We start from the raw sequence: 14,636 nt of genomic DNA on the forward strand, positions 1-14,636 counted from the left end.
GCGACTGACGAACTAAGCGCCATCACAGCAAAGACCCAGCGCCCGCTACCCACCTCACGCTGACCCACGCTATTAAAGCGCCGTTACTGCACACACCATCCCTGATGCCACATCGGGCTTGCGTCAACCAAAAAGAGGCTGACCCGCTATTTTATAGCCTTGCAATACACTTATGGCAATGGGTCTTTACAACAAAAACTGCCTAAGTCACAACCGACCATCAAGCACCCATTGTCAAAAATGCGGAGCACTACCAGATTTTGCTCACTCATCTGCCTGCTGTACCGACTGGATCACAGGATCATCCAACTGCCAGCCGCCACCAATCACGGCAGCCAATTGCAAAGCCGCCTGCAAACGATCTGCGCTGTTGTTCAACTGAGCACGCTTGGCGTTAAGTGTAAGGTTCTGGGCGGTGGCCACTTCCAGATAGCTGACAATGCCAGCCTTGTAACGATTATTGACGATACGCTCGTTCTCTTCCGCCAACTCCACCAGAGTCTGCTGTTGCACTCCTTTCTCTGCCAGCAAGCTAATACTGGCCAGGGCACTCTCCACCTCGGCGAGACCATCGAGCACGGTCTGACGATAGTTGGCCAACTGCTCGTCGTACTGCGCCTTGGCCGATTCAAGATCGGCGCGACGGGCACCACCATCAAACAGCGTTTGGGCCAGGCTCGGCCCAACCGACCAGACCATACTGGGCGCATCAAACAAGCGGCTGAACTGGGCAGCCTCGACACCCTGACTGGCACTGATACTAAAGCTGGGTAACCAGGCCGTTTTGGCCACACCAATCTGAGCATTGGCCGCCGCCAGTTGCCGCTCGGCAGCCACCACATCCGGTCGGCGGGCAATCAGAGTAGACGGCAATTGCTCGGGAATGGCCGGCACGAATGGCAGCGGTTCACCCTGCACCAGACTGAAATTCACCGGCGCCTTGCCCAGCAGCACGGCGATGCTGTTTTCCTCCAGCGCTCGCTGATTTTTCAGATCCGTCATATCCGCCAACAATGACTGGCGCTGCGTCTGGGCTTGAATCACATCGGAGCGCGGCGCAATGCCCGCCTTGTATTGATTGTTGGTCAGCTCATAGGAGCGATCATAGGTAACAAGGGTTTGCTCCAGAATCTGCCGCTGCAGATCAAAGGCCCGCAGACGAATATAGCTTTGCGCCACCGCCAGCTGGATATTCAGTTGTGCCGCCACCAGATCGGCAGCACTGCCCTCCAGGCTGGCCTGCTGGCTTTCCACCTGACGGCGTACCCGGCCCCACACATCTGGCGCCCAGCTCAGGCTAAGGCCCGCTCGGTACCGCTCCTGCAGGTCAGTATTATCACCGCCGCTGCGGGTACCGGCGACGGAGCCATCAAGCTGCGGAAAATAGTCACTGCGCGCGCCTCGCACTTGTGCCCGGGCTGCGCGATAGCGGGCCTCAGCCTGGGCCAGGGTCTGGTTGGCAGACATTGCCTGGCGAATCAGGTTGTCCAACATGGGATCGTTAAAGGCCTGCCACCACTTGCCCTGGGCTGCCCAGCTCTGGGGAGTGACCGTTTGCCAGCCCGCCTCGTACTTGTAGGTGGAGGGCAAATCGATTTCCGGTTTGACGTAATCGGGGCCAGCGGCGCAACCGACCAGCACAGCGCTAACCATCAGCGCCGCGAGCGGCTTGCGTGGGAGGTTTTGGGTAAAGCGGTTCATGATTGATCCATCGCGGCAGGTTCGGCATCGGCCGGCAGCGCATCGTGACGAATAAAGCGCTGGCGCAGACGCTCCAGGTACAGATAAATAATCGGGGTGGTGTACAAGGTCAGCAACTGACTGACCAGCAAGCCACCAATAATGGTAATACCGAGGGGGCGGCGCAGCTCGGCGCCTTCACCAAAGCCCATCGCCAGCGGCACCGCGCCGAGCAGGGCCGCCAGGTTAGTCATCAAAATGGCGCGCAGGCGTAGCACGGAGGCCTTACGAATGGCCTCGAGCGGTGTCAGGCCGTCCCGGCGTTGGGCTTGCAGGGCGAAATCGATCATCAGGATGGCATTTTTCATCACGATGCCAATCAGCAGGAACAAGCCTAACAGGGCAATCAAGCTGAGATAGCTGTTAGAAATTTTCAATGCGGCCAGCGCGCCAATGCCAGCAGAAGGCAGGGTCGAGAGAATCGTCAGCGGGTGCAGCGTGCTTTCATACAAAACTCCTAACACCAGATACACCACCAGCAACACCCATAAGATCAGCCAGGGCTGACTGAGGTCTGCGCCAAAATCCCGGCCGGTATCGTCGTCACCGGCAACATGGACTTTGGTCGGCAGCATGATTTTATCCACCATCTCCGCCAGCGCCGCCTCGGCCTGCAGCGGAGTGACCCCCGGTGCCAGGGCATAGCCAATGCCCTCAGAGGCGAACTGACCCTCATGACGAATGCGATCTTCCGCCATACCGTATTCCCAGCTGGCAATGGTCGACAGCGGGATGTTATTGCCCTCACTGGTCACCACTTCCAACTGCCCCAGCACTGCGGGGCTTGAGGTGTACCCCGGGGTGAGCTCCATCACCACGCGATACTGGTTCATCTCATCAAACAGGGTCGCAACCTGCCGCTGGGAGAAGGAGTTGTTGAGCATGGTGGCGATGGTGTTCATATCCACACCGTACTGGCGGGCCTTTTCCCGATCGATATTCAGCACGATCTGTTGGGTTTCATCGCCGCCGGGGGCATCCACGTCAACCAGCTCGGGCAGATCCTGCATGGCAATGGCGGCCTTGGTGGCCCAAATTTTCAGGTCTTCGAGAGAGTCCGAGCGCAGCAGCAATTCATACTCGCTGCGCCGAAAGGGCGACGACAGACGAATATCCTGATCGACCATCAGCATGAGTCGACCGCCCGATACCAGCGGCGCATTTTCCCGCAAGCGATCCACCACCGCCTGGGCCGATACTTTGCGCTCGGCCAAGGGTTTGAGGTTAACGGTGAGTTGGGCGTTGGTGAGGCCACCGTCGCCGCCACTGGTGCCGGTCACATCGGCCACTGCCGGATCTTGCAACAGGTATTGGCGAAAAGCCTCGATCTTGGGCTGCATAACCTGAAAAGAGAAGCCGTCGTCACCGCGCACAAAACCCCGCACCTGTCCGGTGTCCTGGTTGGGCAAGGTGGTCTTGGGGATGCTGGCATAGAGGTAAACATTGCAGGCCACCACCCCCGCCAGCAGCAGAATCACCAGCACCCCGTGGCGCAACACCCAGTCGAGGCTGTTGCCGTAGGCAATCTGCAGGGATTCAAACAACTCGGCAGACATTCGCGCAAAGCGACCCTGCTGGCGGGCTTCTCTGCCCACCAACCAGCGGGCGCTCAAACTTGGCGTCAGGGTAATAGACACCACCAGCGAGATCAGCATGGCGCCGGCCAGGGTGATGGAAAACTCCCGAAACAGCCGCTCTACCACCCCGCCGATAAACAGGATGGAAACAAACACCACTACCAGGGCCAGGTTCATCGCCAGCAGGGTAAAGCCCACTTCGCTGGTGCCTTTGAGGGAAGCCTGCAGAGGCGATAGCCCGGCCTCAATGTGCCGCTCAATGTTTTCCAACACCACAATGGCGTCATCCACCACCAGGCCACAGGCAATCACCAGTGCCATCAGCGACAGGTTGTTCAGCGAAAAGCCGTAAAAATACATCACCACAAAAGCGCCGATCAGCGACACCGGAATAGCCAGGGTGGGAATCAAGGCGGTGCGCAAACTGCCCAGAAACCCCCACACCACCAGAATCACCAGGGCAACGGAAATCAACAGGGTGAGCTGGGCTTCGCTCAGGGTGGCGCGAATGCCGGGGGAGCGATCCATAATCACCGCCAGTTCGCTGTCGGCGGGCATCAGCGCGCGCAACCGGGGCAGCTCGTCGTAAATCGCGTCAATGGTTTCCACAATATTGGCGCCGCTTTGGCGGCTGATCATCAGAATCACCGCCGGTCGGTCATTGTGAAAACCACTGCTATAGCGGTTTTCTACCGAGTCGCTCACCTCGGCCACATCACCCAGACGCACCACAGCGCCCTCGTTTTGGCTGACCACCAGCTGCCGATACTCGCTGGCCTTGCGCAAGGGATCGCTGGTGCTGACCCGCCAGCGGTACTGGCTGTCTTCAATCACCCCCAGGGGCCGCAGGGCATTGGCCTGACTGATGGCGCTGCGCACCTCATCCAGGGACAGGCCCCGATGCAGCAGCGCGCCGGGGTTGAGCTGCACCCGCACCGCGGGCAGTGACGCGCCGCTCACACTCACCTCACCCACCCCGACCACCTGGGCCAAACGTTGGGCAAGAATGGTTGAGGCGGCATCGTAAAGCTGGGCCGACATCAGGTTGGGTGAACTCAGGGCCAGGCCCATAATCGGCGCCTGGGAGGGGTCGACCTTACGAAACTCGGGGTTGCCCGGCATCCCCGAGGGCAACTGACTGCGCACGCTGTTAATGGCGGCCTGCACGTCCCGGGCGGCTTCGTTAATGTCCCGCTCCAGATCGAAAGTCAGCACCACCTGGGTGCTGCCCTGATTGCTGGAGGAGGAAATGGCAGTTACCCCCGACACGGACCCCAGCGCCCGCTCCAAGGGGGTCGCCACGGTACTGGCCATACTTTCGGGGCTGGCGCCGGGCAGACTGGCAGTGACGCTAATCACCGGAAAATCCACCTGGGGCAGGGGCGACACCGGCAGCATCCGCCAGGCCAACATACCTACCAGCACCAGTGCCAATGACAGCAAGCCGGTGCCAACCGGCCGCAGAATAAAGGGCCGCGACAGGTTCACCGGCGGGCCTCGTCGGCAGTCAAGGCCGGGGCTGCCGTCGGCGACGAGAAGCGATCAAAGAACAGATAAACCACCGGCGTGGTAAACAGGGTCAGCACCTGACTCACCAGCAGGCCGCCGACCATCACCAGACCAAGTGGCTGGCGCAACTCGGCGCCAGAGCCACCGGCAAACATCAGCGGCAGGGCGCCAAACAGCGCCGCGAGGGTGGTCATCAAAATGGGCCGAAAGCGCAGCATTGCCGCCCGATGAATGGCCACCTCCGGCGACATGCCCTGGTTGCGCTGGGCGTCGAGGGCAAAGTCCACCATCATAATGCCGTTCTTCTTCACCAGGCCGATCAGCAGCACCACCCCGATCACCGCAACCAGATCCAGCGGTCGACCGGTAATCAGCAGGGCCAACAAAGCACCCACGGTGGCTGAGGGCAAGGTAGACAAAATGGTGACCGGGTGGATGGTGCTTTCATACAGCACCCCCAGCACCACGTACATGGTCGCCACCGCCGCCAGTATCAGCCAAAGACTGTTGGCCAGGGATGCCTGAAAGGCCTCCGCCGCGCCCTGATAGCGACTCTCGATCCCCAACGGCAAACCGATTTCTGCCTGCACCTCGTCGATGGCATCAATGGCCTCACCCAGCGAGGCGTCGTCGCTCAAATTAAAAGACAAGGTGGCCGAGGGAAACTGGCCTTGATGATTTATCAGCAATGCGGCCGGTCGCTGCTTCACCGTGGCCACGCTGCTCAGCGGCGCTGGGGTGCCCGAGGCCGTCGGTACATATAAACTCGCCAGCGCGCTCAGCCCCTGGGCCTGACGTTGATCGACTTCCAGCACCACCCGGTACTGGTTGGCCTGGGTAAACAGGGTCGCGATCTGGCGTTGGCCGTAAGCGTTTTGCAGGGTGTCGGCAATATCGGAAACACTGACACCCAGCCGGGCGGCGGCATCCCGATCAATATCCACGTAGGCTTCCAGACCCTGTTGCTGCATGTCGCTGGCCACATCGGCCAGCTCCGGGCGCTCGGCAAGGGCGCTGATAAGCCGCGGCACCCACTCGGCCAGATCGGCGCTGGTGGCTGCGGTCAGCGTAAAGCGATACTGGGTGCGGCTGATCCGGTCTTCAATACTGAGTTCCTGCACCGGTTGAAACCAGGCCGTAATGCCCGGCACCTCTGCAGCCCGCTCGCGCAGACGACGGATTACCTCAAACACCGACTCATCGCGCTCACCGTGAGGGGGCAGGTTAATCATCATCCGACCACTGTTCAGCGTCGTGTTGCTGCCATCTACGCCGATAAAGGACGACAGGCTCGCCACCCCCGGGTCTTCCAGCAGGGCCGCCGCCAGGGCCTGCTGACGCCGGGACATATTGGCAAAGGAGGAGGTCTGGGGCGCTTCGGTCACCACCTGAATCACGCCGCTATCCTGAACCGGGAAGAAATCCTTATCCACGGCAAAGTACAGCAGCACCGTCAGGGCGATGGTACTGAGCATCACCAGCATGGTGGCCGCCCGGCGAGCTAACACCCAATCCAAGGCGATTCCGTAGCGACAAATCAGCCGGGCCATGGCGCCCTGCTCATGTTGATCATGTGCCTGATTAGGGGCCAGAGGCTGGCGCAGCATCCTGGCACACATCATTGGGGTGAGGGTCAGCGACACCACCAACGACAGGCCGATGGCAACCGCCAGGGTCACGGCGAACTCGTGGAACATGCGCCCCACCACATCGGCCATAAATAGCAGCGGAATCAGCACCGCAATCAGCGAGATGGTCAGCGAGATCAGGGTAAAGCCGATTTCCTTGGCCCCCTTCAATGCCGCCATCAGCGGCGACTCCCCCGCCTCCCGGTGGCGGGCAATGTTTTCCAGCATCACAATGGCATCGTCCACCACAAAGCCGGTGGCGATGGTCAGGGCCATCAGGCTCAGGTTGTTAACCGAGTAATCCGCCAGATACATAAAGCCGAAAGTGCCCACCAAGGACAGGGGCACGGCAATACTGGGAATCAGGGTGGCGGGAATGCTGCGCAAAAAGGCGAAGGTCACCAGCACCACCAGGGCGATGGCGAACAGCAATTCCTTTTGCACGTCCCGCACCGAGGCGCGGATGCTGTCGGTGCGGTCGGTCAGCACCGCCACATCCACGGCGTTAGGCAGGGTTGCAGCCAATTGGGGCAACAGGGCCTGAACCCGGTCCGCCACCTCAATCACGTTCGCGCCCGGCTGCTTCTGTACATTGAGCAGCACTGCCGCCTGGGTATCTGCCCAGGCCGCCATAAAGCGATTTTCGGCGCCATTGGAGATGGTCGCCACATCCCCCAGGCGCAGGGGTGCGCCATCCTGCCAGGCGATAATCAATTTTTCGTAATCTGCCACCGAGCGAATCTGATCATTGGCATCGAGCATGGTGCTGCGATACTCGCCGTCAAAACTGCCCTTGGGCTGATTGACGTTGGTGGCGGCAATCGCGCTGCGAATATCGTTCAGACTCAGCCCGTAAGCCGCTACCGCGGTGGGGTTCACCTGCACTCGCAGCGCCGGACGCTGGCCGCCAGCCAGGGTTACCAGCCCCACCCCGGTCAGCTGGGCCAGCTTCTGGGCCATGCGGGTATCGACCAGGTCGTAAACCTCTGGCAGTGGCAAACTGCCCGAGCTGATTGCCAGCGTGAGAATGGGCGCGTCCGCCGGATTCACCTTGCGGTAAATCGGCGGCGTGGGCAGATCAGAGGGCAATAAATTATCGGCGGCGTTCAGCGCCGCCTGCACTTCCTGCTCGGCCACCCCCAAGTCCACTTCAAGGGCAAACTGCAGGGTAATCACCGAGGCACCACCGGAACTGGTGGACGACATTTGTTTCAGCCCGGGAATTTGCCCCAGCTGTTTTTCCAGCGGCGCGGTAATAGTTCGGGCGGTAACGTCCGGTCCCGCACCGGGGTGAAAGGTGAACACCTGAATAATGGGGTATTCCACCTGGGGCAGAGCGGCCACCGGCAGCAAGCGCCAGGCCAGCAGGCCCATCACCAGCAGGGCCGCCATCAGCAATGAGGTGGCGACGGGGCGGAGAATAAAGGGTTGCGACAGGGAGTTCATCGGCTGAGTTACCCCTGGGCCGAGCGCTGACCGGGACCATTGCCATCACGGGGCGGCCTGGGCATTCCTTGACCCGATTGGCCCGTGCCCACTTTGCCCTCGCCGCGCTGTCTCTCTCCACGCAGTCCCTCACTCGATAGCCCTTCACCACGCTGAACAGGCGCAGCGCCATCCACCGGTGCACTGGCAGCGGCCTCCTGCCCTTCAACCACGACTGGGCGGCCATCTCGCAAACGGTCCAGGCCTTCCAGCACCACCTGAGCCCCGGCCTGTAAGCCATGGGTCACCGCAACCCGGTCGGCATCGCTGGCGCCCAACTCGACGGTCCGCAAAAAGGCGCTGCCGTCTTCAACCACATACACATAATCGCCCTGGGAGCCATGCTGCACCGCGTCGGTAGGGATGGTCAGCACATCGTCGATTTGCGCCAGACGCAGACGCACATTTACAAACTGGTTTGGAAACAAGACTTCATCGCTGTTGGCAAACACCGCCTTGATGCGCAGGGTGCCAGTGGCAGTATCAATCTGGTTATCCAGGCTCTGCAGGATGCCGCTGGCCATGACTTGCTGCTCGTCCCGGCTCAATGCCTCTACCACCAAAGGCGAGTTCGCCTCGACCATCGCCCGCCGCAGCGCACCCACCTGCACCTCCGGCACGGTAAAAAAGACGGCGATGGGCTGGGTCTGGGTAATGGTCACCAGCCCCTCTTCCTCATTGGCGGCAATCAAATTACCGGCATCTACCCGACGCAAGCCGAGCCGCCCGGCAATGGGCGCCTTGATCGTTGTCCAGGAAAGTTGCAGTCGGGCATCGTCCACCTCGGCCTGGCCGGTCTTTTGCGCACCGCGCAGCTGACGCACCAGCGCCGCCTGGCTATCCAGTTGTTGGCGGGCAATGGAGTCTTCGTCATACAGCCCCTGATAAAGCTTTAAATCCGCCTCGGCGTTTTCCAACTGAGCGCGGTTCTGCTGCAGCTGACCTTCAGCCTGGGCAAGCTGGGCCTCAAAGGGCGCGGGGTCGATCTGAGCCAGGGTGTCGCCGGCGGCGACCATGGCCCCCTCGGCAAACAACACCTCATCCAACACCCCGGCCACCCGGCTGCGTACCACCACCGTATTCAGGGCAGTCACGGTACCGATGGAATGCAGGCGCACATTCAGGCTGCCCAGTTCGGCAGGCACCACCCTCACCGAGGTCGCCTGCCCGCCCCACCCCCGGCGCATCGGCTCGGGCTGACTTTCACCGCCGCTGGCACTGAGCAGATACCAGGCACCGCCAATTAGCGCGAGCAGGAGCAGCAACCAGATCATCACATTGCGTTGCTGACGGGAGGGAAAAGATTGGCTCATGAAATGACGTTCTCTTGTCGCGGACCACTGACCGGCAGCCTGCCTCCTCGGGTTAGCGGCAGCAATCAACGGTGGGCTCGTTGGGACCACCCACAGTCGTCATGGTGGTCAGCTCGAAAAGAAAGGGCGCAGCGGCAACTTAACCGGCGCCCTTGGAGTATTTAACACAGCAAGGAAGAAAACCCTTCGGACTTTTTGCAGAATAATCTGTCGCTCAGACTCAGCGCTGAAGCTCAGCGCAACCGCTTAGCCTTGGGGATCCGTCACAAACCCCAGCTTCAAAATGCCCGCCCGCTGCACTGCCGCCATCACCTTGAGGACTTCCTCGTAGTTGGCCTTGCGATCGCCGCGCAGGTGAATCTCGGGCTGGGGTTGCTTTTGGGCCGCTTCAGCCAAGCGCGCATCCAGCTCGGCCGGGGTCAGTTCATCGGTATTCCAGTGAATCACCCCCGCCGCGTTTACCGCCAGGTTTACCGTGTCGGGTTTGACCTGGTTTGGCGTATTGCTCGCCCGGGGCAGATCCACTTTCACCGAGTGGGTAATCACCGGCACGGTGATAATAAAGATAATCAGCAACACCAACATGACATCCACCAGCGGGGTCATGTTGATTTCACTCATTACCTCGCCGTCATCATCAAAGCCACCACCAAAAGACATCAGTTCGCCTCCTGCCGGGCGAGGCTAAACTTGCTCACGGCGACAGGAATGGCCGACTTTTTGGGGGACGGTGGCGCGCCGGTTAACAGGTAGGCATGCAGCTGGTGGGCAAAGCGGTTGAGCTTGCCGATCACCCCTTTGTTCGCCTTGGCCAGCGCGTTGTAGGCCAGCACCGCGGGTATCGCCACTGCCAAGCCGAAGGCCGTCATAATCAGCGCCTCCCCCACCGGGCCGGCGACCTTATCGATACTGGCCTGACCGGAAACGCCGATCCCCACCAGGGCGTGATAAATCCCCCACACGGTGCCGAACAAGCCGACAAAGGGCGCAGTGGAACCCACCGAGGCCAGAATCGCCAGGCCCCGTTGCAGGCGCTCGGCGCTTTCGTCAATGGAGCCCTTCAGGCAAGCAGTCACCCAGTCGGCCAGGGGCATATGGCCGTGCAGATCATCCCGATGGTGCAAGTGGTGCGCCACCGCCGCCTCGCCCTCTTCGGCCAGGTTGCGGTAGGGGTTATCTTTGACCGGGCCAAACAGCGCCAGGCCCTCTTCAAAACTGTGGGTATGCCAGAATTTTTGCAGCGCCGCTTCCGATTTACGCAGCCGACTCAGACGCCAGGTGCGCACCACAATCACAAACCAGGAAGCCACCGACATCAGCAACAGGGTTATCGCCACCGCCTTGATGATGGCATCGCCCTGGTTCCACATTGCCTCGACACCGTAGGGGTTATTCATTGCTCTGTCCTCATTCGCGCGGCCGCCTTCTGGCACGCCGCAGTATTCAATTCAGCCTGCGCCCCGTTCCCATCAATTGAGGGAAAACTCCAGGGGCTGCAGATACCAGAAGGCAATGGGGGTATCACCGCGCTTGGCGGGCAGATACGTCCAGCGCTTGACCGCCGCCACCGCCGTTTTGTCCAGCCGGGGATAGCCGCTGGATACCTTGATTTTGATCTCCCCCACACTGCCATCGGGCAGTATCAACACCAGCAACTCCACGATGCCCTCTTCCTTCAGCCGCCGTGAAATACTCGGGTAGGCCGGGGCCGGGTTGTTCATCGGATTGGCATCGTGCCGGGGTGGCGTCACCGGTGCGCCTTGATGATCGTTCTGTTTATCAGCTAGCGCCGACTTTTTCCGCGGCTCCGCTACCGGCTCCGGCTGAGGCGGCTCTACGGGCTCCTGGGTAATCGCCTTTTCCGAGGGCGGCGCCGCCACTGGCGGCGGCTGGGTCTTGGGTTCAGGCCGGGGCTTGGGTTTTGGTTTGGGCTTTGGTTTGGGTTTCGGGTCCGGCTTTGGCTTGGGCTGGTCCTTTTCCCTGGGCCTTGGCGGTGGCGCCTTGCTGGCACTGGGCTGTTGCACCTGTTCCGCCGGCGGTGCAGGCACCAGCACTCCCGCCAGGGTCGGCATGACCAACGTCTCGGCCGCTGGCGTAGGCGCCCGGGTCAGCCAGACAATGGCGCCAGCGTGCACAGCCACAACCAAAACCAGCCCCAGCCAGGAATCCTTCAAATGCATTAGCTAAAATCTCGTCTGCGCAGAAAGACCTTGTCGCCCCACACCAGTGAGTGGCGACGCTCCTGAGTGCGGCTTATCCAAAGCAAACTTCACCCAAGATGGCTCAGCTGATACTCACCTAACGGGCGACTGGCCTACTGCGCAAATATGCAAATGATAATTCATATTATTTGCATCTGCAATTAGAAAGACCCGCGAAGCCCCCTTCGCACCAGGGCGCTCACAGAGGGATAAAAAGCCAGATGAGTCTTGGCCGCGGCGAACGCCAGACTGAAAACAGAGGGGGGTTACTTGACCTGTTGCTTGGCTAACTTGCGCGCCAGGGTACGGCGATGCATGCCCAGGCGACGGGCGGTTTCGGAAATATTAAAACCGGTTTCGGCCAGGGTCTGGTGAATTCGCTCCCATTCCAGGGTTTTGATGGAGGTCGAGCGGCCGGTAATTTTGGTCTCAACATTGCCTTCCACACTCTGGAAGGCGGCCTCAATATCATCGGTGTTAGACGGCTTGGCCAGATAATGACAGGCACCCAGCTTGACCGCCTCAACCGCCGTGGCAATGCTGGCATAGCCGGTCAGCACCACAATCAACATATCCGCGTCGTGCGTATTGAGCTCCTGCACGCAGGCCAGCCCGGAGGCCTCGCCCTCCAGTTTCAGGTCGACCACCGCGTACCCCGGGGTGCAGGTTTTCAAAACCTCCTTGCAACCGTCCAGGCCAGTGGCGCGAAACACTTGGTAGCCACGCCGCTCAAAGGAGCGGCTCAGGGTACGGGCAAAGGTGTCGTCATCTTCCACCAATAGCAATTGACGGACTGCTTCAGCGGCGTGGGTCATCGCCATCCTCCTTCAATCGCAGGGCGCTCAGGGGCAAACGCAAGCTCACTTCAGCCCCGCCCTCGGGCAGGTTTTTTGCGCTTACTTGGCCACCCAGAATATGGGCCACATTAAACACCAGAAACAGGCCGAGACCGCTACCGGGCCGACCTTTGGTGGACTGGTAGGGCTTGCCCAGATTCTCAATGACTTTACGGTCAAAACCCGGCCCACGATCAAGCACCTGCAGCAAGACCGCGTCCTGCTGGCGAGACAGTCGCAAGCCCACCCAGGTGGGCGAGGCCTCCAGCGCATTGTCGAGCAGGTTGCAGACGGTTTGCTTGAGAACCGAGTCCGAGGCGATATCCACATCATCGCCAAACTCGTTGTCGAAGTGGAAGGCCTGGGTCTTGCGGGTCTGCTGCCACTCCTCGGTGAGCTGTTCGAAAAACTCGCAGACGCTGGTCTCTTCGGACTCCTCGCCCCGGGTCTCGCCCGCCGACAGCAATATGCCACTAACGATAGATTTACAGCGCGCCACCTGGGTTTGCATGTCTTCCACTTCTTCCCGCAGCGTCGGATCTTTCATCAGCGCTGGCATATGCCGCCAGTCGCCCAGAATCACCGCGATGGTGGCCAGCGGGGTGCCCAGTTCATGGGCCGCCCCCGACGCCAACAGGCCCATGCGCAATATATGCTCACCCTCCAGACTGCGCTGGCGCAGCTCCGCCAGCCGGGCGTCGTGCTCCCGCCGGTTGCGATTGATGCGGTTGACAAACACCACCACCAGGGCCGCATTCAGCAGCAGGCAGATAAACATGCCCTGCACGTAATAACTGTCCAGCCCCTGGCTGTAGTCGTGGGGCAGATTGATGGTCGGCGCCCGCTCGGCCAGCCAGAAGAAACACAGGGAGGCCAGGCCCAGCAGCGCCCAGGCATAGGGCGCTGCCATCAGCACACCCGCCATCGCCACCTGAAACAGATACAAAAAGACAAAGGGATTGGCGACACCGCCGCTGAGATAGAGCTGGAAGGTCAGGGTGATCATATCCACCACCAGCCCCAGCAACAGCTCCCGGGCATGGATACGCCGCCGCACCCGAAAACTCACTTCATAAAGCGCATTGAAGAACACCAGCACCGCCAAGCCGGTAAACATCAAGCGCAGAGGCAGCTCAATGCCGAAGCTGTAATGGGTGACCACAATGGTGAGCAACTGGCCCAGCACCGCCACCCAGCGCAGCTTGACCAGCTCGCGCATGTGTTTGCCGAGGGTGTTGGAATCCTCAGTGTTCACCAGCGCTGAGTTCATCAGTGCGCTGGAGTTACCGGCGGCGTACAGCCCCATTGTCGGGATACCTCTGAGCTGGAAGTGCTAGCCGGGAAGTATACGCATTTGGGCAGAGGGTGGCAGCTTTGGAGGGTCTGGGTCGAAAGTCGGACGTCTGACGTCTGACGTCTAGGGCAAGATCCAGCGGCAATACCCGCAATGCATACTGCCAGGCTTCCAAGTGCCGGAGCCCCAGGCCAGCAGAACCCTGCCGAGCGGGTTTCGCGTCAGACGTCCGACTTCCGACTTCCGACGTCCGACCGCCCCGCGCCAATCCCGCAGCAGCCCCCGGCCAATCAGTCCCGCGGCCACCACCATCAACAAGGCCATGCCATACCAGGTGAGGGCGTAGACAAGATGGCTGTTGTGGAAAGTGATCACCGTCAGACCGCCGACGGGCCCACCGGCCGGCTCGGCGGACACCGCCGCTGAACCGGGGCTGCCGGGCTGAGCGGCGTCGGCATCGATAAAATAGGGCGCTAGAGGTCGGCCCTGACCGTAGCCTTTGGCCTCGGCGATGGCGGCCACATCCCGGGAGTACCAGCGATCCGCATCGGGATCATTGTCACGCAAGTAGGCGCCACCGGGTTCACTGATGCGCAGCAAACCTTCAAGGCGCACTTGCCCCTCGGGAACCGGCGCCGGGCTCTCGCCCTGACCGATATAACCGCGATTGATCAACACCAGGGTGCCGTCGGGCCGCTGCAGCGGCGTAAGCACCCAGTAGCCGCTGCCCAGCTCGGTAGCCGCCACGACCTGGGTGTTAGCATTTTGCAGAAACTGACCACTGACCCACACCCGCCGGTACTCAGCGGCGTCTCGGGTCACCGCGGACCACTCGGCGCGAACCGGTGCACTGACCGCATCGGCATGGGCGCGCTGTTCTACTCGCTCAATCAAATCGAGCTTCCACACTCGCCGCTCAAGCTGCCAATTGCCCAGCAACACAAAGCCCACCAGGCTGATCAACGCGAGCCCCAGAAACAACAATCCCGCGACCTGCCGGAGGCGGGTGCGGGATTTTTGATGCGATGCCATCGGAAAACCTTAGCAGCAGTG

General features: G+C 60.9%; 10 protein-coding genes. All 10 read right to left on the minus strand.

All coding sequences use genetic code 11. The features are described from left to right. Positions 1 to 264 precede the first annotated feature (264 nt). The 10 genes from NCG89_RS07170 to NCG89_RS07215 all read right to left on the minus strand — a co-directional run bounded on the left by NCG89_RS07170 (position 265) and on the right by NCG89_RS07215 (position 14,615). The gene (locus NCG89_RS07170) at positions 265 to 1,701 is read right to left on the minus strand and encodes an efflux transporter outer membrane subunit (protein ID WP_251089079.1); all 1,437 of its coding nucleotides are present in this window, start codon (positions 1,699 to 1,701) and stop codon (positions 265 to 267) included. After that, positions 1,698 to 4,805 carry an efflux RND transporter permease subunit gene (locus tag NCG89_RS07175; protein WP_251089080.1) on the minus strand — a complete coding sequence of 1,036 codons (3,108 nt, stop codon included), beginning with the start codon at positions 4,803 to 4,805 and terminating at the stop codon, positions 1,698 to 1,700. Before NCG89_RS07175 ends, NCG89_RS07170 begins: the two co-directional genes overlap by 4 nt. Next, positions 4,802 to 7,900, minus strand: coding sequence for a multidrug efflux RND transporter permease subunit (locus NCG89_RS07180; RefSeq protein ID WP_251089081.1), 3,099 nt, complete (start codon positions 7,898 to 7,900; stop codon positions 4,802 to 4,804). The genes NCG89_RS07175 and NCG89_RS07180 overlap by 4 nt, the downstream gene beginning before the upstream one ends. A gap of 8 nt (positions 7,901 to 7,908) precedes the next feature. Next, entirely contained in the window at positions 7,909 to 9,252 is a 1,344-nt protein-coding gene (locus NCG89_RS07185) for an efflux RND transporter periplasmic adaptor subunit (protein WP_251089082.1), read from the minus strand. Positions 9,253 to 9,498: 246 nt separating this feature from the next. Further along, positions 9,499 to 9,912 carry an ExbD/TolR family protein gene (locus NCG89_RS07190; protein ID WP_251089083.1) on the minus strand — a complete coding sequence of 138 codons (414 nt, stop codon included), beginning with the start codon at positions 9,910 to 9,912 and terminating at the stop codon, positions 9,499 to 9,501. Beyond that, positions 9,912 to 10,649, minus strand: coding sequence for a MotA/TolQ/ExbB proton channel family protein (locus NCG89_RS07195; RefSeq protein WP_251089084.1), 738 nt, complete (start codon positions 10,647 to 10,649; stop codon positions 9,912 to 9,914). The genes NCG89_RS07190 and NCG89_RS07195 overlap by 1 nt, the downstream gene beginning before the upstream one ends. A 72-nt stretch (positions 10,650 to 10,721) precedes the next feature. After that, on the minus strand, positions 10,722 to 11,432 hold the full coding sequence (locus tag NCG89_RS07200) for an energy transducer TonB (protein WP_251089085.1): 711 nt from the start codon (positions 11,430 to 11,432) through the stop codon (positions 10,722 to 10,724). Positions 11,433 to 11,719: 287 nt separating this feature from the next. Then, complete coding sequence (locus NCG89_RS07205) at positions 11,720 to 12,268, minus strand: response regulator transcription factor (RefSeq protein ID WP_251089086.1); 549 nt, start codon at positions 12,266 to 12,268, stop codon at positions 11,720 to 11,722. Continuing rightward, complete coding sequence (locus NCG89_RS07210) at positions 12,252 to 13,595, minus strand: ATP-binding protein (protein WP_251089087.1); 1,344 nt, start codon at positions 13,593 to 13,595, stop codon at positions 12,252 to 12,254. The genes NCG89_RS07205 and NCG89_RS07210 overlap by 17 nt, the downstream gene beginning before the upstream one ends. 111 nt (positions 13,596 to 13,706) lie before the next feature. Further along, positions 13,707 to 14,615, minus strand: a complete 909-nt coding sequence (locus NCG89_RS07215; RefSeq protein ID WP_251089088.1) for an SURF1 family protein — start codon at positions 14,613 to 14,615, stop codon at positions 13,707 to 13,709. Positions 14,616 to 14,636: the final 21 nt, after the last annotated feature.

This window comes from Spongiibacter taiwanensis (assembly GCF_023702635.1).
In the GTDB taxonomy this organism is placed as follows: Bacteria; Pseudomonadota; Gammaproteobacteria; order Pseudomonadales; family Spongiibacteraceae; genus Spongiibacter; species Spongiibacter taiwanensis.

Excerpts from the sequence above, each read along its gene's own strand:
- NCG89_RS07170 (WP_251089079.1), bottom strand. The coding sequence starts at position 1,701 with ATGAACCGCTTTACCCAAAACCTCCCACGCAAGCCGCTCGCGGCGCTG.
- NCG89_RS07195 (WP_251089084.1), bottom strand. The coding sequence starts at position 10,649 with ATGAATAACCCCTACGGTGTCGAGGCAATGTGGAACCAGGGCGATGCC.
- NCG89_RS07210 (WP_251089087.1), bottom strand. The coding sequence starts at position 13,595 with ATGGGGCTGTACGCCGCCGGTAACTCCAGCGCACTGATGAACTCAGCG.
- NCG89_RS07200 (WP_251089085.1), bottom strand. The coding sequence starts at position 11,432 with ATGCATTTGAAGGATTCCTGGCTGGGGCTGGTTTTGGTTGTGGCTGTG.
- NCG89_RS07180 (WP_251089081.1), bottom strand. The coding sequence starts at position 7,900 with ATGAACTCCCTGTCGCAACCCTTTATTCTCCGCCCCGTCGCCACCTCA.
- NCG89_RS07185 (WP_251089082.1), bottom strand. The coding sequence starts at position 9,252 with ATGAGCCAATCTTTTCCCTCCCGTCAGCAACGCAATGTGATGATCTGG.
- NCG89_RS07215 (WP_251089088.1), bottom strand. The coding sequence starts at position 14,615 with ATGGCATCGCATCAAAAATCCCGCACCCGCCTCCGGCAGGTCGCGGGA.
- NCG89_RS07190 (WP_251089083.1), bottom strand. The coding sequence starts at position 9,912 with ATGTCTTTTGGTGGTGGCTTTGATGATGACGGCGAGGTAATGAGTGAA.
- NCG89_RS07205 (WP_251089086.1), bottom strand. The coding sequence starts at position 12,268 with ATGACCCACGCCGCTGAAGCAGTCCGTCAATTGCTATTGGTGGAAGAT.